The sequence below is a fragment of the Streptomyces sp. NPDC005931 genome (genome assembly GCF_042871235.1).
In the GTDB taxonomy this organism is placed as follows: Bacteria; Actinomycetota; Actinomycetes; order Streptomycetales; family Streptomycetaceae; genus Streptomyces.
On sequence record NZ_JBIAIG010000005.1, the window covers coordinates 190,548 to 215,538 of the forward strand.

Here is a 24,991-nt window from a genome sequence, read left to right on the forward strand (position 1 = left end):
CACCCCACCGGACCCGCCCCCGTCCCCCGTCCCCCAGGGCTTGGCGTGCACCGCATCCCGCCCGCGTCACGTTTCGTGATCGTCGCAGGTGGCCGGCGGTCCGTCCGGCGGCGGGGACGCGCGGGCGGGTCCCGGGAGCCCGAGTGTCACAGGTCGTGGACCAAGGAGCGATCACGCTCGTGGCCCCCACCGGGCGTATGTCAGGATTGGGGCTCGGAACACGTGGAACAAGTGCACCCAAGGGGGGTTGGATGTACGGCAGCAGGGGGGTCGGGGCGTTCGCCGGGAGGCGGGCGGCCGCAGTGGTGCTGGGAGGAGCACTGCTGGTCACGGGGTGTTCCTCGGCCGACGACAAGGGTGAGGACACCGGCGGCGCGGCCGGCCCGGTGATCACGCAGCAGCCGAAGGAGTCCGCCCCCTACTGGGTCAACCCCGAGGGTCTCGCCGCGCGGAAGGTCGCCGAGCTCCGCAAGGACGGCAAGAAGGCGGAGGCCGAGCAGATCCGCAAGATCGCCGAGCAGCCCGTCGCCGAGTGGATCAGCCCGGAGAACCCCGAGGAACAGGCCCGCGGCTTCACCGAGGCCGCCGACAAGGCCGGCCGTACCGCGCTGCTCGTCCTCTACAACATCCCGCACCGCGACTGCGGCCAGTACTCCCAGGGCGGCGCCGCCGACGGCAACGCCTACCGCGGCTTCGTCGACGCCGTGGCCAAGGGCATCGGGGACCGCCCGGCGACCGTGATCCTGGAGCCCGACGCGATACTCCACCTCGTGGACGGCTGCACCCCGCAGCAGTTCCACGAGGAGCGCTACGACCTCCTCAAGGGCGCCGTCACCGAACTCGCCGGCCTGAAGAACACCAAGGTGTACCTGGACGCCGGCAACGCCGGCTGGGGCAACCTCGACCAGATATTCGATCCCCTCAAGCGGGCCGGGATCGACCAGGCCGACGGCTTCTCGGTGAACGTCTCCAACTTCTACTCCACCGGGGACTCCATCGCCTACGGCAAGCAGCTCTCCGCCAAGGTGGGCAACAAGCCCTTCGTCATCGACACCAGCCGCAACGGCAACGGCCCGTACACCGAGGGCTCCCCGGACGAGCGCTGGTGCAACCCGCCCGGCCGCGCCCTCGGCGAGACGCCCACGGTGAAGACGGCGGACCCGCTGGTCGACGCGTACCTGTGGGTCAAGCGCCCCGGCGAGTCGGACGGCGAGTGCAAGGGCGGCCCCAAGGCCGGCCAGTGGTGGGCGGACTACGCCCTCGAACTCGCCAAGGCCAGCGACTGACCCGGCCCCGGCGTCCGTCTTCAACGGATCCCGCCCGCAGCGGAACGACGTGAGACCGACCGCCGCCCGGTACGAGGTGGCGGCCCGGTCGCACCGTCACATCCGGGACGGCTTCTTCTCGTCGAAGAGCCAGACGTCGAAGAGCTGCTTCAGGTTCTTCCCGGACCTGGCCTCGCACAGGGCGACGAACTGTCCGGTGTCGGCGTTGCCGTGCCGGTGCTGTCGGGTCCAGGTGCGGAGAATGCCGAAGAAGATCTCGTCGCCGACGGCCTCACGCACCTTGTGCAGGACCATGGCTCCGCGGCCGTAGACGGGCGGGTCGGAGACGTGTGCCGCGTCGGGAGGATCGGCCGGAGGGAAGGCCCAGATGCCCTCGCTCTCGGGATCCGTACCGCCGTAGAAGTCCTCGAAGATCTCCTCGGTGTTCCTGCCGCCCCGCTCCTCCTCCCAGAGCCACTCCGCGTAGGTGGCCATGCCCTCGCTCAGCCAGATGTCCTTCCACCTGCGCGGGGTGACGGAGTTGCCGAACCACTGGTGCGCGAGCTCGTGCACGAGCAGTGACTCGTCCGGCGCCTCCTCGAAGTAGGGTTTGGTCTGCGTCTCCAGGGCGTAGCCGAGCCCGGGCAGATGGTCGACGACGGCGCCGGTGGACGAGAAGGGGTAGGGCCCGAAGCGTTCGCTCGCCCAGCCGACGATCTCGGGCACCAGAGCTTCGACGTGTGCGGCACTCGCGGACTCGTCGGGATCGGTGGCGATGTAGACGGGCAGGCCGTCCGCGGTCCAGCCCTTGTCGACCTCGAAGTAGCCGACGGAGACGTGGGCGAGGTAGCCGGCCATGGGCTCCCTGGTGCGCCAGTGCCGGGTCGTCTTCCCGCCCTTGTCCGCCTCCCCGGTCAACTCCCCGTTGGCGACCACGTCGTAGGGGTTGCCGTCCTCGTCTTCGGGCACGGTGACCGTGATGTCGTACGTGGCCTTGTCCGAGGGGTGGTGGTTGCCCGGGAACCAGGTCATGGAACCGGCAGGCTGGCCGAGGGCGGTCGAGCCGTCGTCGGTCTCGATCCAGCCTTCCAGGCTTCCGTCGTCGTCCTCGATCGTGCGGGGGGTGCCGTCATAGGTGACGACCGTCCTGAAGACGTCGCCGTCGTCGACCGGCTTCGCCGGTGTCACCAGCAACTCGTCCTTCTCACGGGCGTATGGGGCCTTCTCGCCCTGCACCGTGACCAGGCGGACCTGCAGCCCTGCCAGGTCCAGGTTGAAGCGGCTCAGGTCCTGGGTGGCGCGCGCTGTGATGACAGCCGTGCCCCTGAGACGGTTGGTCTCGGGCACGTAATCCAGGGACAGGCCGTAATGCGTCACGTCGTAGCCGCCATTGCCCAGTGCGGGAAACAGCCGGTCACCCACCCCGGCCGCGCCGGGCTTCGACGCCCCAGCGGCACCGTCCCCCGACATGGAGCCGGTGCAGGAGACCGTCATGGCCAGAAGGCACGCTGCGGCCGGAACCCAGCCGGGCCGACGGACGGGGGCCGACGGCCGAAGCCGGTGGTCATGCGTTCTCCCAGGGCTCATCTCGTGTCTCCAATCGATCGGGGGACGCGAGTGGTCAGAAACCCTCCACTGCCTCCGGGTTGCCCCGGGGCCGGTAAAACCTTTGTCGGAGGTCGGGGACCCTTCGGGCCGGGACACCGGCAAGGGGCGCCCTCCGCGGTCGCGGAGAACGCCCCTTGCCGGTGTTCGCTCCGGGTGAGCCGACGTGCTCAGGGCACCTTGACCCACTGCGCCCGGCTGGGCGTGCCCTCGCCGTCGGTCACGAACATCATGTACCAGCCCGCCTGCACCAGGTTCCGGTTCTTCGGCATCGTCACCGTGAGCCGGTCGCCGTCGGCCTCGAAGTCCAGCGCGACGGAGCGCTGATCCACGTCGGTGACGTGGGTGGTGGCGCTCGGCCGGATCAGCCGCACCTTCTTGACCGAGGCGGCGTCCTTCGAGGTGAAGGTGGCCGACTCGCCGTGTGCGATGGTCTTCGGGCCGCCCGACAGGTCGGGCTGCTCGCCGTCGCCGTACAGGTACGGCGGCGTGTAGATCTCGATGCGCTGCTCGAACTTGCCCGGCTTGGTGTTGGCCTTGTCGGCGAACAGCGAGTCGGAGCCGAAGAACATCACCCGGCCGTCGGGCAGCAGGATGGAGCCCGAGTGGTAGTTGCGGCCCACCAGCGGGTCGGCGACGCGCTTGAACTCGTTCTTCTCCGTGTCGTAGATCCGCGCCTGGAGGATGTTGGAGTCACCGCGGCCGCGGTAGTCCTCGGAGCCGCCGGACACCAGCACCTCGTCGTTCGGCAGGATCGAGGCCTGCGGGTAGCGGGTGCCCTTCTCCATGGAGGGGCCGTCCACGAAGCGCGGGCTGCCGGCCTTGAGGTCGACGATCCGGGTCTTCTCGCTGGCCTCGCGGGACTCGCCGACGCCGCCGCCGCCGATCACCATGTACTTCTCGTCCTGGGCCGGCGGCAGCAGCACGGTGCCGGACGTCTCCATCAGCTTGGGGTCGCTGAGCCCGGGGATCTTGGTGAACTTGTTGGTCTCCACGTCCCAGACGCCGGGGTCGCGGCCCACGTCGTCCGGCCCGTAGCCCGCGTTGGAGCCCGAGTAGAAGACCTTGCCGTTCTGCATCAGGAACAGCGCGGGGTAGGTCGGGAACTGGCGGACCTTCTCGGTGTAGGTCCACTTCTTGGTCTTCGGGTCGTAGATCTCGTTCTTGCCCGGGACCAACTGGCCTATGTCGTCGAGGCCGGAGACGCTGAGGATCTTCCCGTCGCTCAGGGTGGTGAGCGTCGGGTACCAGCGGGCCTCCTTCATCGGGTCGACCTTGATGTACTTCTCGGCCACGGGGTCGAACTCGTAGGCGTCCCGGATACCCTGGAAGTCCTTCTTGTCCAGGGCGAGCTTCTCGGCGATGCCGTACGTGTTGCGCGCGTCGACGCCGGTGAGGCCCTGCACGCGGTAGTTGTCCTGCGTGCCGGTCTCGTACTTGGCGCCTTCCTTCTGCGCCTCGACGTAGATGCGGCCGACGCCCGCGGTGGTGCCCAGGAACTCGCCGGTCGTCTTGTCGAAGTTCTTCTTGGCGCGCGGGACGAGCACCGGGTCCTTCGAGACGAAGGTCTTGCCGTTCTCCTTGCCGGTGAACCTGGTGCCCGCGGGCAGGGTGATCGGCTTGTCCGGGTTCTCGTTGTGGACGAGCATCAGGCCGCCGGCCTTCTGCACGTCACCCTTGAGCTTCTCGTACCGCTTGGTGCCGCCCGCGATCAACAGGTTGCCGTTGGCGAGCTGGGTGTGGCCCGTGCAGAACAGGTCGGACGGCGTCGGGACCTTCTTGATGGTGCCCTTGATCGGGTCCCAGATCCGCGTGTCGTACTTCTTCGCGTCGAAGTTGTCCTGGTTGTTGCCCGACCCCGCGACGAGCAGCACCTTGCCGGTGCGCAGCAGCGCCGCGTGGATCGTGTTCTGCCGGTACTCCTCGGGGAACTCGACGATCTCCCACTTGCCGTTGGCGGCCTTGTACTCGGGTTGATTGATCTTGTACTGGTGGTATTTCTCGGTGCCGACGCGATACAGCCACGGCCCGTTCATTCCGGCCAGCGCGAGTACCACCGCCGTGCCTATCGCGATCCGACGGGCGCGACGGCGGCCTGCACGGTCCTTCATTCCTTACGTCCCCCAAGTCCACCAAGGGCGATCTGCATGGTCTGGTCGTTGCCCGGGGCACCCCCGGGGCCCGCGGGCCCACCCGGTCCGGCGGCCGCGTCGGCCCAGCTGGGCCGGTCCTGCGGCGCGTGCGGCTGTCCCGCCTGCGGCAGTGGCCGGGTCCCCGGGTCCCCGCCGCCGTCCTGCGGCCGGCCCGCGGAGTGGGCGCCCGGCTTCTTCCGGTCCTGCCGCATGCCGTGGCGCCAGGCGAACATCGGCGCCGCCGTGATCAGCAGGGCGAACGTGGCCCAGGTCACCATCGCCGGGTGCGCGTGTCCGTAGACGATGCCGGCGGCGATGGAGCCACCGAAGATCAGGATGAAGTACCAGTGGTACCGGAAGGTGCCGAACCAGGTGTCCGGGCTCGCGGAGTCGCCCTTGGGTGTGACCACGAACTTGCTCTTGCGGCGCAGCACCGAGTCGATCAGCGCCTTCGCATAGAGCGGTGCCGACAGCGCGGACATGACCATGCCGGCCACACCGCCGGAGCCCTCCGGCTCGTGCGGCGAGACGTTGTGGCGGCGGTTCCAGACGTACAGGCCGATCTGCAGCGCGGAGGCGTTGCCGTAGAGCATCAGCCAGATGGTCGGGTCGATGTTCACACCCGAGGCGCCCAGGCCCAGGAACAGCGCACAGCTGAGCGCCGCCAGGATCCAGTTGAGGGCCGACATCGGGTAGAAGATGATCATCATCGTGTAGTTGAAGAGCTTGCTCGGCGGAAGCGAGAACCAGCCCTTCCAGTACTGCTTGAGGATCGTCTCGTACGTACCCCGCGACCAGCGCATCTGCTGGGTGAAGAAGTCCGTCCAGGCGTTGGGGCCCTCACCGACCGCGAGCACGTCCGGGGTGTAGACCGAGCGCCACTTGCGTCCCGTCGCCGGGTTCTTGGCGCGGTGCATCTCGAAGCCGGTCGCCATGTCCTCGGTGATCGAGTCGTACAGACCGCCGATCTGCTTGAGGGCCTTGATGCGCACGGCGTTGGAGGTGCCCACGAACATCGGAGCGCCGTAGGCGTTGCCGGCGCGCTGGATCAGCGCGTGGAAGAGGAACTGCTGCGACTCGGCGGCCTTGGTGACGAAGTTGTCGTAATTGCCGTAGACCTGGGGGCCGATGACGAAGCCGACGTCCGGGTCGCGGAAGAAGCCGAGCATCCGCTCCAGGTAGTTCGGCAGTGGCACGTGGTCGGTGTCGACGGAGGCGAAGAAGTCGTAGTCGTCGCCGTGCGCCTCGAGCCACGCGTTGTAGTTGCCGTGCTTGGTCTTGGCGCGGTGCGGGCCCTTGGCCTGGTTCCACTTCGCGACGCCCTTGCGGGAGAAGTGGTGCACGCCGAGGCGCTCGCAGACCGCCTTCACCTCGGGGTCGTCGCCCTCGTCGAGCAGCCAGACGTGCATGACGCCCCGGTGGCGGATCTTGACCGCCGCCTCCAGGGTCTTCGTCACCATCTCCAGCGGCTCCTTGCCGGGCACGAAGGAGGTGAGGAAAGCCACTCGCGTGCCGGTCTCGGGCACGACCGGGATCGGGTCGCGGGCGACCAGCGTGGCGTGCGCGTTCGACAGCACGTTCATGCAGCGGAAGAACTCGATCAGGCCGATCGAGACCAGCATCACCATGTCGAGGGTCGGCAGCCACTCGAACGCCGGATAGTCGCGCTCGGTCCAGTGCGAGGGCTGGAGCAGCCACACCAGCAGGACCAGCGACAGCACCGGGGCCGCGGCCAGCATCAGCGCGATGCGGATGCGGTGCGGCTCCTGCGAGATCAGCGAGCGGTACTGCACCTTGTACGGCTTGTTCGGATCGGGCTGGGTGAGGGGACCCGCGAGCCTGCTGTAGTGCTCGTAGTCGTATCTCGGCAGCGTCTTCTTGATCCGGCGGAACGCGCCCGTGTTTCCTGTCCGATGGGCAGGCACCCTGAGCTGGGTGGTCTGAGACGGGTCGTGGTCCCTCTCGGCGCCCGTCGGCGTCGACGTCATGAGTCATCCCCCCACACGCGGCAGCACCGCGTGTTTCGTCGCTTCCTTCCGTCTGTCCGGTCCCCCTCGACCCCACAGACGTGTCAGTGGTTGACCGCTGTCACCACGTCGTCCACACCTTATAGACACGGCACAGCGCCCTTCCGGTTGCATGATGCCCCCCTCGGCATCGGCGCACGACCGGGGCCCCACACCCCGAACCGTCAGCAACCGGTTTCCCGCCCCCAACTGCCGCGGACTCGCGGCAACTTGAAGAACCCAGGTTCTACGGTGTTCATCATGATCGCAAGATGCGAAACACGGGGTTCTCCGGTCATACCCGTCCATTGTGGCGACAGCGGGCGCCCGGCGGGGCCGCAGTTCCATACGTACGGCGAAGGGACCCCGCTCAACGGGACGTGGAGGGGATCAGGCCAAGAAACGGCGACGGGCCCCTCGCTCACGCGAAGGACCCGCCTGCCGGTGCGCCGCCAGGGACTCGAACCCCGGACCCGCTGATTAAGAGTCAGCTGCTCTAACCAACTGAGCTAGCGGCGCCTGCTGACGACGTAACTCTACAGGACCCCGGAGGGTGCTCCCGACCACCTCCCGGAGCCCGGGGCGGGCCGGCCGGGGGCTCCCGCGCTCCCGTACATCATTCGGACCGTCAACATGCGCGTGACGACGACAGTCGGGAGACTGATCTTCGTGCACAGGTGCGGAGTAATTCACCGGGAGTGTGAGGGGAATCGCATGGAGTCTCCGGTGTTCGAGGAATTCGATCCGGCTCACGACTGCGAATGCCCCGGCTGCGTTCACTGGAGGCGCGTCCTGCCGCATGCGCAGGCCGGCCGGAGGGTCGGCCATCCGGCTTCCGCCCCCCGGGGGCTCGCTCTCGCCCGGCCGGGGGGAACCGCCCTCGTCGTGGCCGCCGCTGCGCTCGGCGCACCGGCGGTCCCGGCCGTCGCGGCCCAGCCGGCCGGCCCTGCGGACCCCGCCGATCCCATCGTCATCGCAGGTCAGAGCACTGCGACACCCCAGGGGGCGCAGGCTCCGCTGCACGGCCCGAGCGGGGTGCCGGCCGGGCCGGTGAAGGCGTCGGCGACCACCCGTGCGGCCATCATCGCGAGGGCGGAGGCATGGGTCGCGGCGAAGGTTCCGTACAGCATGAACGCGTACTGGTCCGACGGTTACCGGCAGGACTGTTCGGGTTATGTGTCGATGGCCTGGAACCTCCCCCGGAACGAATGGACGGGCAGCCTGTCGAGCTATGCCGATCCCATTACCAAGGCGGAACTCCAGCCGGGGGACATCCTGCTCTTCCACAATGCGTCCGACCCCTTCCAGGGGTCCCACGTGGTCATTTTCGGCGGCTGGACGAATGCCGCGCGGACCCACTACACGGGTTACGAGCAGACCTCCCCGCACACCCGCCGGCAGACCACTCCCTACGCCTACTGGAGCAATTCCGCGCACTACGTCCCGTACCGCTACAGGGGGCTGACCGGCGACACCACGGGGGCCGAGCCGGGCGCCCCGGGGCCCGCGGCGCCGGCCGGGATGCCCTTCCCGGGGGCGGTGTATTTCGGCCCCGGCGCGAACAACCGGTACGTCACCGAACTCGGCCGGATGCTCACCGGACGCGGTGGCGCCCGCTTCTACGCGGTCGGGCCGGGACCGCGCTGGACCGAGGTGGACCGCAGGGCGACCCGGGCGTTCCAGCAGGCGCAGGGCTGGCAGGGCGCCGCCGCGGACGGGCTGCCCGGGCCGCTGACCTGGGACCTGCTGGTGACCGGCCGGGGCCGGGACATCCCGCCCGCGACCTCCGTCCCTCCGTCCTCGCACGGGGTGCCGGGCTACCCGGGCCGGGCGATGTTCCGGCCGGGCGCGGAGAACGCCCATGTCACGCAGCTGGGGGAGCAGCTGGTCAGGAAGGGGTTCGGCAGGTACTACACCTCCGGCCCGGGCCCGCGCTGGACCGAGGCCGACCGCCGGAACGTCGAGGCGTTCCAGCGCTCCCAGGGCTGGCGCGGCGGCGCGGCCGACGGCTATCCGGGCCCGGAGACCTGGCGCCGGCTCTTCTCGTGACACCCGCCCGGGGCCCGGTGCGACCGGTGGCCCCCCTTGACGTCCCGGAACTTTCCCCGCTGTGACGCGTCTGGCGCGGAGGCTGGAGGCACGCATGACCACGACCACGTCCCACACCCCCGAATCCGAGCAGCCCGCGGACAGCGGGACGGCGGCGCGCACCGCCCGGCTCATCCACACCGAGGCCACCACCAAGATCCCCGTCCACCTGCTGTTCCGCGACGATCCCGGCCCGGCGCCGGTGCAGTTGCGGCCCGCGGTGGTCGGGCGTCGGCGGGGCACGGGGGAACAGCCGCGCCTGCGGCGCCCGGCCGCCGAGCGGCCGCGTCCGGTGCCGCGGGTGGATCCGGACCTGGTGGAGCGGCCGGCCCGGGTGCTGCCCGGTGTCGCGGGGGTGCTGGTCGGCCTGTGCGGGGCGGCCGGCTGTGCGGCCGCCTCGTGGTGGGCGGGTGTGCTGCCGCCGTTCGCCGCCGGGGCGCTGGGGCTGCCCGCGCACGCCGGTGCGGCCGGGCCCGGCCCCGCGCAGTGGGCGGCCTGCGCCGGGGCCGGTGCCCTGACGCTGTTCGGCTTCGGCGGGCTGGCCCGCGGACGGACCGGGCGGGCCTGGGTGCTCGGCCTGTTCGGCCGCTACCGGGGGACCGTGCGGCGGACGGGGCTGCTGTGGGTGAACCCGCTGCTGCTGCGCCGCCGGGTCGACGTCCGGCTGCGGCACTGGCGCAGCGAGCCGGTGCCGGGGGCCGACCGCAACGGCGTGGCGCTGCGGGCGGTCGTGCTGGTGGTGTGGCGGGTGCGGGACACGGCGCGGGCGACGCTGGGCGTCGAGGACCACGAGAGGTATCTGCGCGAGTGCGTCGAAGCGGCGCTGCTCCGGGTCCCGGTGGAGGCTCCTGGCGCGGGCGGGGCGGCGATGGACGCGGCGCAGGAGGCGCTGACCCGGCAGGTGGCGGCGGACACCGCGGCGGTCGGGATCGAGGTGTTCGCGGTGCAGCCGGTCCGGGTGGAGTACGCCCCCGAGGTGGCCGCCGCGATGCACCGGCGCCGCATCACCGACCTGGACGCCCGGCACCGGGCGAGCGTGCTCACCTCGGTGGTCGACTCGGTGGAGGACACGGTGACCCGGCTGACCACGCGGGGACTGGTGGAGCTGGACGACTACGAACGCACGCTGCTGGTCAAGGACTTGACGGTGGCGTTCTGTGCGGGCCGGGGCGAGACGGGGGCCTGACGCGGTCGCAGGGCCCGGAGCGCCTGCCGGGGAACGGGACCCGTGATTGGTATGGACATGTTCAACTTGCGGCCATAACCTGAACTTGGTCTAGACCTGCACGGCTCACCGAAAATCCCCCACGCTTTCAGGAGCGGCAGCATGCGCACACGGACCAAGCTGTACGCAGCCGCGGTGGGACTGGCCACGACCGGAGCGCTCGTGCTCTCCTCCGGTGGTGCCAGCGGCCACGGCTACACCGACCTGCCGATCAGCCGGCAGAAGCTCTGCCAGAACGGCACGGTGACGAACTGCGGAGCCATCCAGTGGGAGCCGCAGAGCGTCGAGGGTCCCAAGGGATTCCCCGCCTCGGGCCCCGCCGACGGTCAGATCTGTTCGGGCAACAACACGCGGTTCGCCCAGCTCGACAGCCCGCGGACGCCCTCGGGGGGCGCCTGGCCCACCACCCGGGTGGCCGGCGGCCAGAACTACACCTTCCGGTGGCAGTTCACGGCCATGCACGCCACCACGGACTTCAAGTACTACGTCACCAAGCCGGGCTGGAACCAGGACCACAGGCTGGCCAGGTCCGATCTGAACCTCACCCCGTTCCTGACCGTCCCCTACGGCGGCCAGCGTCCGCCGCAGACGCTCTCCCACAGCGGCAGGCTGCCCTCCGGGCTGAGCGGGCACCACGTCATCCTCTCCGTGTGGACGATCGCCGACACGGGCAACGCGTTCTACGCCTGCTCGGACGTCACCTTCTGACACCGCGACAGTTCTGAGGATCCCTTGAGGCGCCGGTGCGGCCGGCGTGGGTAGCTTCGTCCCACGCCGCTCGCTCCGGGTGCGGCGTACCGACCTCGGGGGAACGATTATGGACGTGCTCTTCTACGGCGTGCCCGGCCTCATGACGGCCCTGGCGTGCTTCATGGCGTACCGGGTGGTGCGCCGCTGGCAGCAGATCCGCGCCGCCTGGAACAGCGGGCTGACCGCGGAGGGCCGCTGTGTGCGGGTGTTCACGTCGACCCGCGGTGGGGGCAACGACACCTCGGTGCGCACGGTGCTGCACCACGTGTACGAGTTCCTCACGCACGACGGCCGGGTGATCCGGTTCGAGGAGGAGGGCGGCCGGGCGACCGTGATCGAGGGCGACCACGTCACGGTGTACTACACCGGCGGCCCGCGGGTCGCGGCCACGGCCCAGGCGCCCAGCCCGGTGCGGCACAACCTGACCGCCTTCGGCGTGCTGACCTTCATCGCCGTGCTGGTGCTCTTCTGCGTCGGCTTCATCGTCGGATTCCACGAGGTGAGGTCGGCCGTGGAATTCCCGGGCTGACAGCCGGCACGTGAAAGGGCCCCTCGCTCCCACGAGAGGCCCTTCGCTGTGCGCCGCCAGGGACTCGAACCCCGGACCCGCTGATTAAGAGTCAGCTGCTCTAACCAACTGAGCTAGCGGCGCATGACTCCCGCCGTCCGCTTCCCGCGGCCGACGACGGAGAAAATACTACCTGGTCCCGAGGGGTGCTCCCGACCACCGCACATCGCCCTGGATCGCCATCGACAGCAGCAGCCCCGCGGCGTTCCGGTTCAGGGTCTCCGCGGCGCGGCGCAGCCGGTGGGCGTGCTCGACCGGGAGGGACAGCGCCAGGCAGCCCACCGAGGAGCCGGCCGTGACCGGGACGGCGGCGCAGACCGTGCCGATCGCGTACTCCTGCAGGTCCAGGACGGGGACGGTGGGCGGCTGGGCCTCCAGACGGGACAGCAGCAGCTTGTCGCTGGTGATCGTGCGGGAGGTGAGGCGGGCCATCCGGTGCCGGGCGAGGTGGTCGCGCCGGGCGTCCGGGTCGAGCTGGGTGAGCAGGCTCTTGCCGACCGCGGTGGCGTGCGCCGCGTGGCGGAAGTCCACCCACTCGTTGACCCTCGGCGCGGCCGGGCTGTCGGCGCAGTGCGTGACCCGCACCTCGCCGTCCACGTACCGGCTGAGGTAGACGGCGGCGCCGACCGAGTCGCGCAGCCGGTCCAGGGCGTGCTGGAGCCGGTCCCGCAGGGCCGCCTCGTGGTCCCGGGCCGCACCCAGGCGGGCGAAGGCCGTCCCGGTGACGTACGCCCCGTCGGTGATCTGCTCGACGTAGGCCTCCCGGCGCAGCATCCGCAGGAGGGTGGTCAGCCGCTCCTGGTGCAGCCCCGTCCGGTGGGCGATCTCGGTGTCGGTCACTCCGGTGGTGCGCCGCGCCACCGCGTCCAGGACGCGCAGGGCGTCCTGGACCGAGTGGTGCGGTGCGGTCGGCTCGTGCTTCAGCGCCACGGTTTCCCCCCGGCTCGCTTCTCGGGCCGTCGTCCGTACTACTGACTTGCCTGGCCCGTTCACGGTAGCCGCCCGCGGGCACCGGCGAACCGGCTTCCACGCGATCGGCATATGTCAGCGACCTGGGCCACCTCGTGCCCGTCGGTCTCCACGGGCACCCGGAGACCGACGGGACGGGGACCCGCCCGGGCCCTACGAGGTCGGGCTCCACCTCTCGCTGCCGACCCGCAGGAGGTCGTTGCCCTCCCACAGGCCGATGTTCCAGGCGAGGACGGCATTCTCCGGGATGTTGTCGGAGAAGCTGTCGCAGATCTGCCATCCGGCCGACGATCCGCTCAGCTCGTAGCAGCGGAAGTTGTCGCCGGTGGTGTTCACCTGGCCGCGCATCTCGATGTGGTGGCCGTCCGCCAGGTTGTCCTTGATCCAGAAGCGGTCGCCGTAGTGCTTGAAGCAGGCCGTGCCCGCGATGGCGCGGGGGTTCTCGTATCCGGGAACCGTCAGGCAGTGGGCGTCGATGGTGGGGGAGCTGCCCGCCGCCGTCGCCCTCTCGGTGTAGAGAGTGGCGGCGGAGGCGGTGGTGCCGAGCAGTGCCACCAGGGCTAAGGGGGCGCCCGTGCCGATCAAGGCGGTTCGGAGCTTCATGTCGGTCCTCGTTTCCCGGGGGAGTGGGTGAAGGGTCAGGTGGCCACCACTGTTCGTCTCCCCCGCGCGACGAACAGCGGTGACGTACGGCCCGGCCCGCCCGGGGCGTGGACGGCCGGGACGGTCCGGTTCACAGAACCGCGCTGAGGAACTCCCTCGTCCGTTCGTTCTCCGGGTCGTTGAAGATCCTGTCCGGGTGGCCGGACTCGATGACCCGGCCGCGGTCGAACATCAGCACGTCGTCGGAGATGTCGCGGGCGAAGCCCATCTCGTGGGTGACGCACAGCATCGTGATGTCGGTGCTGCGGGCGATGTCCCGCAGCACGTCGAGCACGCCGGCCACGAGTTCGGGGTCGAGGGCGGAGGTCACCTCGTCGAGCAGCAGCACCTGCGGCCGCATGGCCAGCGCCCGCGCGATCGCCACGCGCTGCTGCTGCCCGCCGGACAGCTGCGACGGGTAGGCGTCGGCCCTGTCGGCGAGGCCGACCATCTCGAGCAGCTCCTCGGCGCGCTGGTCCGCCTCGTCCCTGGACAGGCCGAGCACGGTCACCGGCGCCTCGGTGATGTTCCGTCGCACCTTCATGTGGGGGAAGAGGTTGAACTGCTGGAAGACCATGCCGATGTTCTTGCGGATCTCCCGGACCTGCTTCTCCGGCGCCGGGAAGAGCCGTTGTCCGCCGACGGTGATCGTTCCCTCGTCCGGCTCGGTCAGGGTCATGAGCAGCCGCAGGATCGTGGTTTTGCCGCTGCCCGACGGCCCGATCAGCGTGACGTGCTTGCCGGCCGCCACGGAGAAGTCGAGGCGGTCGAGGACGGTGTGGGACCCGAACCGCTTGGTGACCTTGTCGAACCGGACCAGCTCGGCTGGCCGGCCGCCGGCGCCGTCGACGGGACGGGTACCGGGTTCCTTCCCGGTGACGGGTGCGGTGGACTCAGCGGACAAGACGACGCTCCAGGGTTCGCAGAAGAAGGGAGGCCATGTAGGACAGCAGGACGAAGGCGACACCGACGACCGTGATGGGCTCGGTGAACTGGAAGGTGTTCCTGGCGAACAGCTGCGCCCGGCCCAGCATCTCCAGGACCGTGATCGCCATCAGCATCGGCGTGTCCTTGAGCATCGAGATGACGTAGTTGCCGAGGGCCGGGACGACCCGCCGCACGGCCTGCGGCAGGATCACCGCGGTCCAGGTGCGGCGCGTGGGCAGGTTCAGCGCCTTGGCGGCCTCCCACTGGCCCGCCGGCACGGCGTCGATGCCGGCGCGGTACACCTGCATCGTGTACGTCGAGTAGTGCAGGCCGATCGCGACGACACCGGTGGTCAGCGCCGACGCGGTGACGCCCCACTCCGGCAGCACGTAGAAGAGGAAGAAGAGCTGGACGAGCAGCGGGGTGTTGCGGACGAACTCCGTCACGGCGCCGACCGGCCAGGTCACCCAGCGCGTGGGCGCCCGCATCAGCAGCGCCCACACCAGACCCAGCAGGAACGAGATCAGCGAGCCGAGAACCAGCGCCTGGAGGGTGACGAGCAGGCCGTCCCAGAAGTACGGCAGGAAATCGGAGACCGCGTTCCAGTCCCAGTTCATCGGACCCCCTCGATCACGACCGGCTCGGCCGCCGCGGCCTCGCGCCGCGGCGCCTTGCCGACCCTCGCCTTCAGCCGCTTCTCCAGTCCGCGCATCCCCCGGGTGAGCAGGAAGGCGATCACGAAGTAGATCAGCAGGACGTACGCGTAGATCTCCGCGCTCTCCTGGAGGGCCAGGCGCACCAGGTTGCCGCTGAACGCCAGGTCGCCCATGCCCATGAGGGAGACCAGCGCGGTGCCCTTGAGCAGCTCGACCAGGAGGTTGGAGAAGGGCGGGATCATCTCCGGCACGGCCTGCGGCAGCAGAATCAGCCGCAGCCGCTGCCAGGGCGTGAAGCTCAGGGCGATGCCGCCCTCGCGCTGGGCCGGGTCCACCGCCGCGAGCGCGCCGCGCACGATCTCCGACCCGTACGCGCCGTACGTGAGGCCGAGCGCGAGGGTGCCCGCCCACAGTGGCACGAGCTGCCAGCCCAGGGCGACCGGCATCACGAAGAACACCCAGAACAGCATCACCAGGGCGGACGTGCCGCGGAACACCTCGGTGTAGAAGCCCGCGAGGAAGCGGACGACCCGCAGACGGTGGGTGCGCGCGATGCCGACGACGAACGAGACCGCGGCACCGAGCAGGGCGCTCAGCACCAGCAGCTGGACGGTGACCCAGACGCCCTTGAGTACGAGTTCCCACAGTCCCGTCGTCACGAGCCGCACAGCTCCTTCGCGGTCAGGTTCGTCATCTCGTCCTCGGTGAAACCGAAGGGGCGCAGGACACGCAGGAGTTCGCCGCTCTTCTTCATCCTGTGCAGCTCGACGTTGAAGGCGTCACGCAGCCTGGTCTCCGTGGGCCGGAACGCGAAGGCGCCGCCGTCGGTGTGCGGCCTGCCGTCCACGATCGGCCGGAACGGCTCGGTGACCTCCGCCTTCGTCGACTTCTTCACCACCTCCCGGGTGGTGAGCGCCGTACCGGCGAAGACGTCCACCCGCCCGGCCTCGACGGCGTTCAGCCCGGCGACCTGGTCCGGGACGACCATGATGTCGCCCTCCTCGTACCCGGCCTCGACCGCGTACTGGATTTCCGCGTAACCGGTACCGGTGGCGAACGTCGCCTTCTTCTCGACGACATCCTGGTAAGTGCGCAGCCCTTTCGGATTCCCCTTGCGCACGATGAACGCATCGAGCATCTGGTAATCGGGGTCCGAGAAGATGACCTGCTCGCAGCGCTCCGGGTTGACGTACATGCCGGCCGCCACGACATCGAACTGCTGCGCATTGAGCCCCGGGATCAGCGAACCGAACTCGGTCGGCACCGGCTGGACCCGGTCCACGCCGAGCCGTTTGAAAATGACCTTGGCCAGCTCCGGTGCCTCGCCGGTCAGCTCGCCGTTCCTGTCGATGTAGCCGAACGGGATCTCGCCGGCGATGCCCAAGCGGACGACGCCCGCCGCCCTGAGCCGGTCCAGCAGGTCACCGCCGTCCGTGCTCGCCTCGGTGGGCACGCGTGAGCAGCCCGCGACGCCCAGCGTGCCGAGCGCCGCGACCCCCGTGAGCAGCGTTCGGCGCGCGGGCCCGGAGGTCCCTCCGCGTCGTCTCCATGGGTGCAGTGGTGGAGCCATGGCGGCGCGGCTACCCGAAGTGATGCGACTTATTCGGTCCGGTTCCGGCCCCGTTCGGCGGTCGGGCGGTGTTGACCGGCGCGGGACCATGGGACGCATGGCCGACCGATATCTCGACATCTCGCTGGTCGCACGCGGTATCACGTGCAGGGCCCGGCTGCTCGACGACCGGGCGCCGCTCACCTGCGAGGCCGTGTGGAATTCCCTCCCGTTGTCCGGCGACGTCTACCACGCCAAATACGCCCGTAATGAGATCTACTCCCTGTTCCCGCCGTTCACGAAATCGGAGCCACCACTGGAAAATCCGACAGTCACCCCCATCCCGGGAGATCTCTGCTATTTCTCCTTTGCGGGCGCCGAACTGGGCACCAGGGCCTACGGCTACGACCGCGAGGTCCGTCCCGGGACCACGGTGGTGGACCTGGCCCTGTTCTACGAGCGCAACAACCTGCTGCTGAACGGCGACGTGGGCTGGGTGCCCGGCACCGTCTGGGGCGAGGTGACCGAGGGCCTGCCGGCCATGGCCGGGGCGTGCAACGACCTGTGGCGCAGCGGGGCGGCGGGGGAGACCCTCAGCTTCCGCCGGGCGTGACCGGGGCCGCCGTCCCGGACGCGTACAGCGCCTGGGCCGCCCGCAGGACCAGGGCGTCGCGGTGCCGGGCGGCCACGATCTGCACGCCGACGGGCAGCCCGTCGGTGTCCGTGCCGACGGGGACGGTCGCCGCCGGCTGCTGGGTCATGTTGAACGGGTAGGTGAACGGCGTCCAGCCGGTCCAGCGGTGGTGCCCGGAGCCCGCAGGCACCTCGGCGCCCGCCTCGAAGGCCGTGACCGGCAGCGTCGGGGTGACCAGCAGGTCGTGGTCCTCGTGGAAACGGCCCATGCGCCGGCCCAGGTCCATGCGGACGTCCACCGCGGCCAGGTAGTCCAGCGCCGAGAGGCGGGCGCCGGCCGCGCAGATCTCCCGCAGCCCCGGATCGAGCAGCGCACGCCGGTCCGGCCGCAGGTGCTGCACGACCCGGGCCGCACCGCTGAACCACAGGGTGTGGAAGGCGTCGACCGGGTCGGCGAACCGGGGATCGGTCTCGGTGACGCGGGCGCCCAGGTCCGCCAGCCGCCGCACCGCCCGCCCCACCCCTGCGGCGACTTCCGCGCGCACCGCCACCCGCCCGCCGAGCGCCGGCGAGTACGCGACGCGAAGCCCCCGCACCCCGCCCGCCAGTTCTGCCGTGAACGACTCCGGCGCCGGTCCGAGCGCCGACCAGTCCCGCGCGTCCGGCACCCCGATCACGTCCATCAGCAGCGCCGCGTCCGCCGCGTCCCGGGTCATCGGGCCCACGTGCGCCAGTGTCCCGAAGGCGCTCGCCGGGTACAGCGGCACCCTGCCGTACGTCGGCTTCAGCGCGAAGATCCCGCAGAAGGCCGCAGGGATGCGCACACTGCCACCGCCGTCCGTGCCCAGGGCCAGCGGACCCGCGCCCAGCGCCACGGCCGCCGCCGCGCCCCCGCTGGAGCCACCAGCGGTGCGCGTCGGGTCGTGCGGGTTGCGTGTGACGCCGGTGAGCGGGGAGTCCGTCACGCCCTTCCAGCCGAACTCCGGGGTGGTCGTCTTGCCGAGGAACACGGCGCCGTGCTCCCTCAGCCGGGCCACCGAGGGCGCGTCCTCGTCCCAGGGTCCGGCCGGGTCGACGGTCCGCGAACCGCGCAGGGTGGGGGAGCCGCGCAGCAGCAGGATGTCCTTCACCGTGACCGGCACCCCGTCCAGCAGCCCGCACGGCTCGCCGCGCCGCCACCGCCGCTCCGACTCCCGGGCCCGCTCCAGCGCGTCCTCGGCGGTGATCCGGGCGAACGCGTTCACCTCCGGCTGGATCGCCCGCGCCCGCTCCAGCACCGCGCGCGTCACCTCCACGGGACTGAACTCACCCCTGCGGTAGCCCTCGACGAGCCGGACGGCGGTCGCCTCGGTCAGCTCGGTCATGCACCCTCCCGGGGCCGTCAGTGTCCGGGCACGTATCCGCGCCGTTTGTCGACCACGTTCACCAGTGGCCCGCCCGCCGCCCAGCGCTCGAAGAGCTCCACGAACTGCGCGGCGAGCTCGTCCCGCCAGCCGACCGTGTCCCCGCTCATGTGCGGCGACACGATCAACCCCGGGACCCGCCACAGACGGTGGCCGGGGGCGAGCGGCTCGGTCCCGAAGACGTCGAGGGCGGCGCCCGCGAGCCGGCGCTGCTCCAGCGCCTCGGCCAGCGCGTCCTCGACGACCAGCGGTCCGCGGCCGACGTTGACGAAGTGCGCGGAGGGCAGCATCAGACCGAAGCGGCGGGCGTCGAACATGCCCCGGGTCCGCTCGGTCAGCGGAGCCGCGGCGATGACCCAGTCGGCGCGGGCGATCAGCCGGTCCAGGTCCTCGGGCCCGTGGACCCCGGGCCCCGCCGCCCGCCCGACCAGGGCCGTGATCACGCCCAGCGCCCCGAGCGTGCCGGCGACGGCCCGGCCGATCGGCCCCGACCCCACGACACAGGCACGGCTCCCGGCCAGCCTGCGCGACTCGCGGTGGAGCCAGGTGCGCTCCCGCTGGAGCTCCAGCGTCCGCGGCAGGTCCTTGGCCAGCGCCAGTACGAGCGCGGCGACGTACTCGGCGATCGGGCGGTCGAAGATCCCGCGCGCGTTGGTGACCACCGCGTCGGAGGCGGCCAGGTCCGGACCGAGCAGATGGTCCACGCCTGCGCTCGCCGTGTGCACCCAGCGCGGCCGTGGTCCCCGGCCGGGCCAGGCGGCGCGCACCGCCCGCGAGGTGAAGTCCCACACCAGCAGCACGTCGGCCCCCGGCAGCCGCTCGGCGAGCGTCGCGTCGTCCGCGTACTCGATCCGGACCCGGCCGGTGAGCCGGCCGAGGCGGGGCGGGGGGTCGGTGTCGGCGGCCAGGACGAGCAGGACGGGGATGGTCATGGGGCGCGGTTCCTCCGGGACGCCGGGAGGCGAAGGGTGCCGGGAGTCCGAGGACGCCGGACGTCTGAGATGCGCGGATTGACCACGCTCGCAGCCGAACCTACCGTCGTCAACACGGGCGTTCACCCGAACCGTTGCGTGCTCGTCTCCCCGCGTGAGGCCGGTGCTGACATGGACGTCTCCCTTCTCGGCGGATTGCCCGGCGGACCGGCCCCGCAGCGCGGTGTCGGTGTCATCGCCCCCTTCGACTTCGCGCTGGACCGCGAGCTGTGGCGCTGGGTGCCCGACGAGGTGTCCCTGCACCTGACCCGCACGCCGTACGTGCCGGTGGAGGTGAGCCTCGGTCTGGCCCGGCTGATCAGCGAGCACGAGACCCTCGGCGACGCGGTGCGCACCCTCGTCGCGGTCGCGCCCGAGGTCGTCGCCTACGCCTGTACGTCGGGCAGCTTCGTCGCCGGCATCGTGGGGGAGCGTGCGATGTGCGAGGCGATGAGCCGGGCGGGCGCGGTGCCGGCGATCACCACCTCGGGGGCGCTGCTGGAGGCACTGGCCGAGCTGGACGTGCGCCGGGTCGCGCTGGTGACGCCGTACACCGTGTCGGTGACGCGGGCCCTGGAGGGATACGTGGCGCAGGCGGGTGTCACGGTCACCGGCTGCGCGTACATGAGCCTCACCCGGCACATCTGGACGGTCACCTACCGGGAGGTCGTCGACATGGCCCGGCGGGCGGCGGTGCGCGGCCGGCTCGGGGCGGCGGAGGCGCTGTTCCTGTCCTGCACCAATCTGCCGACGTACGACGTGATCCCCCAACTGGAGGCCGAACTGCGCATACCGGTCATCTCGGCCAACCAGGTGACCATGTGGGCGGCGCTGCGCCGATTGGGTACCCGAGCGGTGGGGCCGTACCAGGCGCTGATCGACGCGTCGGCGCGGTCCGGTCCCGTACTGCCGGACCGGACGTCCGGTGGCGTGCTGCCGGACCAGGCGTCCGGTCCCGTACTGCCGGAAGAGACGCAGCAGGAAGGCTGGACATGACCGCACTGGGATTGCTCTACCCGGGCCACTCCGCCGAGGACGACTACCCGCGCATCGAGCAGTTGCTGGGCAGCGACATCCGGGTGGACCTGGTGCACACCGACATGGGGGAGGACGCCCACCGGGTGGACGCGCTGCGGGAGATGGGCTCGCCCGAACGGCTCGAGAGGGGCCTCGAGGAACTGCGGCTCACGGGCGCCGAGGCGGTGGTGTGGGCCTGCACCAGCGGCAGCTTCGTGCGCGGCTGGGACGGGGCCCACGAGCAGGTGCGGGGCCTGGCCCAGGCGGCGGGCATGCCGGCGTCCTCGACGTCCTTCGGCTTCGTGCACGCGCTGCGGGAGATCGAGGCGCGCCGGGTCGCGATCGGGGCGACCTACCCGGACGAGGTGACCGCGCTGTTCGCCGACTTCCTGCGGGCCGCCGGCGTGGAGGTGCTCGCGACGCGCAGCTCCGGGATCGTCACGGCGGCCGAGGTCGGCGCCTGGGGCGAGGCCGAACTGTTCGCGCTGGCCCGCGCGGCCGACCACCCGGACGCCGACGCCCTGCTCCTGCCGGACACGGCCCTGCACACGGCCGCCCACGTCCCCGCCCTGGAGAAGGACCTGGCGAAACCGGTCCTCACCGCCAACCAGGTCACCGTCTGGGAGGCCCTGCGCCTGGCCGACCGGAGGGTGAACGCACCGGAGCTGGGCGCGCTGTTCACCCGGGAGCCGATCGTGCAGGTGTGAGCGGACGGCGGTCGCGGGGCGCGCGCACCCGCGCCGCCCCTCCGCCACCCGAGCCGAGGCATGGCAGGCCGACGACCCGCGGTGCCGACGGGCCCGGCGCGGCGTGTGCGGGGTGCCCGTCGGCGCCGGCGCACCACCCGGCGTGACTGTGTCGGCGGCCGAGGTGCCGCCGTCGACGGTGGGGACGGACGGCACCGCAGGCGGTGGGCACGGCACCGTCGGCGGTGGCCTGCGGTGGCCTGCGGTGGCCTGCGGTGACCTGCGGTGCAGAGCGGGCCGGGGTTGGTCGGTGGGGTGCGTGGGGTGCGTGCCGGTGGCGAGGGCACGCCCCGGTACGAGACCGGCCTGGGCGGCATGCCGTCGTCGGCGGGGGTCTGCGGTGCCCGGCGGGCTCGGGTGGGTTCGCAGGGCGTGTGCGGTGTTGGCCGGTGGTGGTGTGCCGTCCGGTGGGAACGAGCCGGGGTCGAGGCGGCTCGTCGGCGGGCGGTCCGCCGGCGGCGCACGGCCCGGCGTGAACCGCCGACGGGCGCATGTCGGCGTCCGCGGTCGGGTGCGGCACCGTCGGCGGGCCGGGAACCGCTCGCTCTGCGGCGTACCCCGGTCTGCGCACCGGCCGGCGGGTGCCGCGGAGGCGCGGGACGGGCTCCGGCGGCGGAATAAGCGGGGACATCCTCCTGTTGGGTGACGGGCGTACGTGAACCGAGACAGGAGGCGCACCCACCGTGGCCGCAGACGACACCGCAGCAGACGAGATCCGAGGCGCGGCCCGGGGTGACGCGCCCGTGCCGCTGTCCGTGCTGGATCTGGTCACCGTGGGGGCCGGGCGCACCGCCGGTGACGCCCTGGGCACCAGCGTCGCCCTGTCCCGGCTCGCGGAGTCGCGCGGATTCCACCGCTACTGGGTCGCCGAGCACCACTCCATGCCCGGTGTCGCCTCCTCCTCGCCCGCGGTGATCCTGGCCCACCTCGCCGCCCGCACCGAGCGCATCCGGCTCGGCTCCGGCGGTGTCATGCTGCCCAACCACGCGCCGCTCGTCATCGCCGAGCAGTTCGGCACCCTGGAGGCCATGGCGCCGGGACGGATCGACCTCGGGCTGGGCCGTGCCCCGGGCACCGACGGCGCCACGGCCGCCGCGCTGCGCCGGACCGACCGGCCCGGTGAGGGCGCCGACGACTTCCCCCAGCAGCTCACCGAGCTGATCCGGTTCCTCGACGACGACTTCCCCGACGGCCACCCCTACCGGCGCGTCCACGCCGTACCCGGACCGGTCCAGGCCACCTCGCCCGGCGGTGTGCAGTCACCGCACCGGCCGCCGGTCTGGCTGCTCGGCTCCTCCGGGTTCAGCGCCCGGCTGGCCGGGATGCTCGGGCTGCCCTTCGCCTTCGCCCACCACTTCTCCGCGCAGAACACGATCCCCGCGCTGGACCTCTACCGCGAGACCTTCCGCCCCAGCGAGGTCCTCGACGCGCCGTACGCCCTCATCGGCGTCTCCGCGCTCGCGGCCGAGGACGAGCAGGAGGCCCGCCGCCAGGTGCTGGCCGCCGCGCTGAGCATGGTCCGGCTGCGCACCGGCCGTCCGGGACTGGTCCCCACCCCTGAGGAGGCGGAGGCGTACCCCTTCAGCCCGATGGAGCGGGAGTTCGTCGAGTCCTGGAACGCCAACGTGATCCACGGCACCCCGGACGAGGTCCGCGCCGGCCTGGACGACCTCCAGAAGCGCACCGGCGCCGACGAGTTGATGCTCACGGCCAACGCGCACAGCGGCGAGGTGCGTCTGCGTTCCTACGAACTCGTCGCGAACGCCTACGGATTGCCCACGCCCGCCTGAACCCCGGGCGTGCCCAGCAGTTCGGAGATGCGGTCCGGCGGGACCGGACGCGAGTACAGCCACCCCTGACCGGTGTCGCACCCGATCCGGCGCAGCCGGGTGGCCTGCGCCGAGGTCTCCACGCACTCGGCGGTGACCGTCAGGCCGAGCCGGTGGGCGAGCTGCACCATCGCCTCGACGATGGCCTCGTCCGCCGGGCTCGGCTGCGCCGCACGGCCCTCGTACTGGAAGCCCCGGACGAAGGAGCCGTCCAGCTTCAGCACCGACACCGGCAGCCGGCTGAGGTAGGCGAGATTCGAGTAGCCGGTGCCGAAGTCGTCGATGGCGATGCGCACACCCATGTCGCTGAGCGCCTTCAGGGCCTGCAACGGCCGGCCCGAGGAGCCCATCACCGCCGACTCGGTCAGCTCCAGTTGCAGCAGGTGCGGCGCGAGACCGGTCTCCGCCAGGGTCTCGGCGACGTCCGCGACCAGGTCGGAGTCCCACACCTGACGGACGGCCACGTTCACGCTGACGAAGATCGGCGGCTCGTCGGGGTGCTCCACCTGCCAGTCCCGGGCCTGCCGGCAGGCGGTGCGCAGCACCCAGCGGCCGAGCGGCACGATCGAGCCGTCCTCCTCCGCCAGGCCGATGAACCGGTTCGGTGTCAGCACCCCGAACTGCGGGTGGTTCCAGCGCACCAGCGCCTCCACGCCGTGCACCCGGTCGTCCTCCATGCCCACCAGCGGCTGGTACTCCAGCGTGAACTCGCCCCGGTCGATGGCGGGTCGGAGCGCGGAGGCGAGGGCCTGCCGGGTCATGCGGTGGGCGTTGCGCTCCGGGTCGAACAGCGTCCAGCGGGCCTTGCCGTCGGCCTTCGCCCAGTACAGCGTCGTGTCGGCGGCCTGCATCAGCGCGGTCGGTGTCGTGCCGGCGGCGTGCCGCTCCACCACGCCGATCGACGCGGAGACCGACAGCCGCTGACCCGAGAGGTCGAACGGGTCCTGGATCGTCGCGAGCAGCGACTCGGCCAGGTCGGCGAGCTGTTCCGTGCCGGTGGAGTCCTCCACCAGCAGTGCGAACTCGTCCCCGCCGAGCCGGGCCACCAGCGGTGCGACGGTTCTGGTACGGGCCGCCTCCTCCGCGCAGCGCATCAGGCGCTCGGCGACGGCGGCCAGCAGCCGGTCGCCGACGCGGTGCCCCAGGGTGTCGTTGACGGCCTTGAACCCGTCGAGGTCCAGGTAGCACAGCCCGATCCGGCCCGTCCCGCTGCGCTCGTAGGACTCCGCCTCCAGCGCGGCCGTCAGGCGCTCGAAGAAGAGGGTGCGGTTGGGCAACCGGGTCACCGGGTCGTGCATCTGCAAGTGGCGAAGGCGGGCCTGGAGCTCACGGCGGGCGCTGATGTCGGCGACGGACAGCAGCACGCCCCCGTCCCCGTCGGGCAGCGGTGCGACGGTCACCTGCACCCACAGCGAGTGGCCCTCCGGGTGCTTGAGCCGGCGGGTGCAGCGCAGCTTCGCCGGCCGGCCGTTCAGCATCTCCCGGTAGGCGTGCCCGGTGCGGGCGTCGGAGGTGAGGTCCACCAGATCGGCGGCGACGGCACCCGCCAGCGTGTCCGGGTCGGCGCCCAGCAGGGCGGCGAGACTGCCGTTGGCGCTGACCACCCTCCCCTCGCGGTCGACCACGGCCATCGCGAGCGGGGCGGCCGCGAAGACCGAGCGGTAGGACGGGGGCGAGGAACTTGTGGGCGGCGGGGACGGAGGGGCGGGCTGGGGTGGCGGTGGTTCCGTACGGGGAGACGTGTCGAACTCACTTTCTGTGACGATCGGCCGGTCGATATCCGCCGCGATCGCCGGCCCTTCGGACGTTCCGCTCACCGCTCGCTCCCGCAGTGCACTCGATCGCTGTCCGTGCAGGAAAGTCTCAGGAAAGTGTGCCGATCATAAAGGCCGTCCCCGGGTCCCACCAGCCACCGTCCGGTGTCAAGGACGGCCCCGCAACTTTGCCTGATCCGTTCCGTGCGCCGGTGGAGGGCTCCTTCGGGCCTCCCACCTGTGGTGACGCTGGGTG

21 protein-coding genes and 2 tRNA genes are annotated in these 24,991 nt (G+C 71.3%); 9 read left to right on the plus strand and 14 right to left on the minus strand.

Annotated elements, in window-relative coordinates; genetic code table 11:
* Nucleotides 1-251 precede the first annotated feature (251 nt).
* Nucleotides 252-1,286, plus strand: a complete 1,035-nt coding sequence (locus tag ACFYOV_RS15065) for a glycoside hydrolase family 6 protein (RefSeq protein ID WP_389087480.1) — start codon at nt 252-254, stop codon at nt 1,284-1,286.
* A 96-nt stretch (nt 1,287-1,382) separates the two neighbouring features.
* Here ACFYOV_RS15065 and ACFYOV_RS15070 read toward each other — a convergent pair whose 3' ends face one another.
* From ACFYOV_RS15070 to ACFYOV_RS15085, 4 genes are all read right to left on the minus strand, one after another.
* Nucleotides 1,383-2,759 carry a M1 family metallopeptidase gene (locus tag ACFYOV_RS15070; protein WP_389087482.1) on the minus strand — a complete coding sequence of 459 codons (1,377 nt, stop codon included), beginning with the start codon at nt 2,757-2,759 and terminating at the stop codon, nt 1,383-1,385.
* 281 nt (nt 2,760-3,040) lie between these two features.
* A complete protein-coding gene (locus tag ACFYOV_RS15075) occupies nt 3,041-4,981 on the minus strand; it encodes a galactose oxidase-like domain-containing protein (RefSeq protein ID WP_389087485.1) in 1,941 nt (646 codons plus the stop codon).
* Nucleotides 4,978-6,990 (minus strand): glycosyltransferase family 2 protein, encoded by a 2,013-nt coding sequence (locus tag ACFYOV_RS15080; RefSeq protein ID WP_389087487.1) that lies wholly within the window; start codon nt 6,988-6,990, stop codon nt 4,978-4,980. The genes ACFYOV_RS15075 and ACFYOV_RS15080 overlap by 4 nt, the downstream gene beginning before the upstream one ends.
* 463 nt (nt 6,991-7,453) lie before the next feature.
* Nucleotides 7,454-7,527: transfer RNA gene (locus ACFYOV_RS15085), tRNA-Lys, on the minus strand.
* A 195-nt stretch (nt 7,528-7,722) separates the two neighbouring features.
* Between ACFYOV_RS15085 and ACFYOV_RS15090 the strand changes: the two genes are divergently transcribed.
* The 4 genes from ACFYOV_RS15090 to ACFYOV_RS15105 all read left to right on the plus strand — a co-directional run bounded on the left by ACFYOV_RS15090 (nt 7,723) and on the right by ACFYOV_RS15105 (nt 11,600).
* The gene (locus ACFYOV_RS15090; RefSeq protein WP_389087490.1) at nt 7,723-9,057 is read left to right on the plus strand and encodes a peptidoglycan-binding protein; all 1,335 of its coding nucleotides are present in this window, start codon (nt 7,723-7,725) and stop codon (nt 9,055-9,057) included.
* Between the two features lie 94 nt (nt 9,058-9,151).
* Nucleotides 9,152-10,282, plus strand: coding sequence for an SPFH domain-containing protein (locus tag ACFYOV_RS15095; protein WP_389087492.1), 1,131 nt, complete (start codon nt 9,152-9,154; stop codon nt 10,280-10,282).
* Nucleotides 10,283-10,423: 141 nt separating this feature from the next.
* Entirely contained in the window at nt 10,424-11,029 is a 606-nt protein-coding gene (locus ACFYOV_RS15100) for a lytic polysaccharide monooxygenase (RefSeq protein ID WP_389087495.1), read from the plus strand.
* Between the two features lie 109 nt (nt 11,030-11,138).
* Nucleotides 11,139-11,600 (plus strand): hypothetical protein, encoded by a 462-nt coding sequence (locus ACFYOV_RS15105; protein ID WP_389087497.1) that lies wholly within the window; start codon nt 11,139-11,141, stop codon nt 11,598-11,600.
* A 49-nt stretch (nt 11,601-11,649) separates the two neighbouring features.
* On the opposite strand, the gene ACFYOV_RS15110 is transcribed toward ACFYOV_RS15105, so the two are convergent.
* The 7 genes from ACFYOV_RS15110 to ehuB all read right to left on the minus strand — a co-directional run bounded on the left by ACFYOV_RS15110 (nt 11,650) and on the right by ehuB (nt 16,403).
* Nucleotides 11,650-11,723, minus strand: a tRNA-Lys gene (locus tag ACFYOV_RS15110).
* 45 nt (nt 11,724-11,768) lie between these two features.
* Entirely contained in the window at nt 11,769-12,569 is an 801-nt protein-coding gene (locus tag ACFYOV_RS15115) for an IclR family transcriptional regulator (RefSeq protein ID WP_389087500.1), read from the minus strand.
* Nucleotides 12,570-12,761: 192 nt separating this feature from the next.
* Nucleotides 12,762-13,211: a hypothetical protein gene (locus ACFYOV_RS15120; RefSeq protein WP_389087502.1), complete on the minus strand. Its 450-nt coding sequence runs from the start codon at nt 13,209-13,211 to the stop codon at nt 12,762-12,764.
* A gap of 130 nt (nt 13,212-13,341) precedes the next feature.
* Nucleotides 13,342-14,154: an ectoine/hydroxyectoine ABC transporter ATP-binding protein EhuA gene (gene ehuA / locus ACFYOV_RS15125; protein WP_389087504.1), complete on the minus strand. Its 813-nt coding sequence runs from the start codon at nt 14,152-14,154 to the stop codon at nt 13,342-13,344.
* Nucleotides 14,144-14,794, minus strand: coding sequence for an ectoine/hydroxyectoine ABC transporter permease subunit EhuD (ehuD, locus tag ACFYOV_RS15130; protein ID WP_389087507.1), 651 nt, complete (start codon nt 14,792-14,794; stop codon nt 14,144-14,146). Before ehuD ends, ehuA begins: the two co-directional genes overlap by 11 nt.
* The gene (ehuC, locus tag ACFYOV_RS15135) at nt 14,791-15,492 is read right to left on the minus strand and encodes an ectoine/hydroxyectoine ABC transporter permease subunit EhuC (protein ID WP_389087509.1); all 702 of its coding nucleotides are present in this window, start codon (nt 15,490-15,492) and stop codon (nt 14,791-14,793) included. The genes ehuD and ehuC overlap by 4 nt, the downstream gene beginning before the upstream one ends.
* Nucleotides 15,489-16,403 (minus strand): ectoine/hydroxyectoine ABC transporter substrate-binding protein EhuB, encoded by a 915-nt coding sequence (gene ehuB / locus ACFYOV_RS15140; protein WP_389087512.1) that lies wholly within the window; start codon nt 16,401-16,403, stop codon nt 15,489-15,491. The genes ehuC and ehuB overlap by 4 nt, the downstream gene beginning before the upstream one ends.
* Before the next feature lie 97 nt (nt 16,404-16,500).
* On the opposite strand from ehuB, the gene ACFYOV_RS15145 reads away from it, so the two are divergent.
* On the plus strand, nt 16,501-16,995 hold the full coding sequence (locus ACFYOV_RS15145; RefSeq protein WP_389087514.1) for a DUF3830 family protein: 495 nt from the start codon (nt 16,501-16,503) through the stop codon (nt 16,993-16,995).
* On the opposite strand, the gene ACFYOV_RS15150 is transcribed toward ACFYOV_RS15145, so the two are convergent.
* Entirely contained in the window at nt 16,976-18,379 is a 1,404-nt protein-coding gene (locus tag ACFYOV_RS15150; protein WP_389087515.1) for an amidase, read from the minus strand. The two genes, ACFYOV_RS15145 and ACFYOV_RS15150, sit on opposite strands and share 20 nt — an antisense overlap.
* Nucleotides 18,380-18,396: 17 nt before the next feature.
* Nucleotides 18,397-19,350: a D-2-hydroxyacid dehydrogenase gene (locus tag ACFYOV_RS15155; protein ID WP_389087518.1), complete on the minus strand. Its 954-nt coding sequence runs from the start codon at nt 19,348-19,350 to the stop codon at nt 18,397-18,399.
* Nucleotides 19,351-19,521: 171 nt separating this feature from the next.
* On the opposite strand from ACFYOV_RS15155, the gene ACFYOV_RS15160 reads away from it, so the two are divergent.
* From ACFYOV_RS15160 to ACFYOV_RS15170, 3 genes are all read left to right on the plus strand, one after another.
* A complete protein-coding gene (locus tag ACFYOV_RS15160) occupies nt 19,522-20,385 on the plus strand; it encodes an aspartate/glutamate racemase family protein (RefSeq protein WP_389087919.1) in 864 nt (287 codons plus the stop codon).
* Nucleotides 20,382-21,113, plus strand: coding sequence for a decarboxylase (locus tag ACFYOV_RS15165; protein ID WP_389087520.1), 732 nt, complete (start codon nt 20,382-20,384; stop codon nt 21,111-21,113). The genes ACFYOV_RS15160 and ACFYOV_RS15165 overlap by 4 nt, the downstream gene beginning before the upstream one ends.
* A gap of 722 nt (nt 21,114-21,835) precedes the next feature.
* Nucleotides 21,836-22,942, plus strand: coding sequence for an LLM class flavin-dependent oxidoreductase (locus ACFYOV_RS15170; RefSeq protein ID WP_389087523.1), 1,107 nt, complete (start codon nt 21,836-21,838; stop codon nt 22,940-22,942).
* On the opposite strand, the gene ACFYOV_RS15175 is transcribed toward ACFYOV_RS15170, so the two are convergent.
* Complete coding sequence (locus ACFYOV_RS15175; RefSeq protein ID WP_389087525.1) at nt 22,918-24,798, minus strand: putative bifunctional diguanylate cyclase/phosphodiesterase; 1,881 nt, start codon at nt 24,796-24,798, stop codon at nt 22,918-22,920. The two genes, ACFYOV_RS15170 and ACFYOV_RS15175, sit on opposite strands and share 25 nt — an antisense overlap.
* Nucleotides 24,799-24,991: the final 193 nt, after the last annotated feature.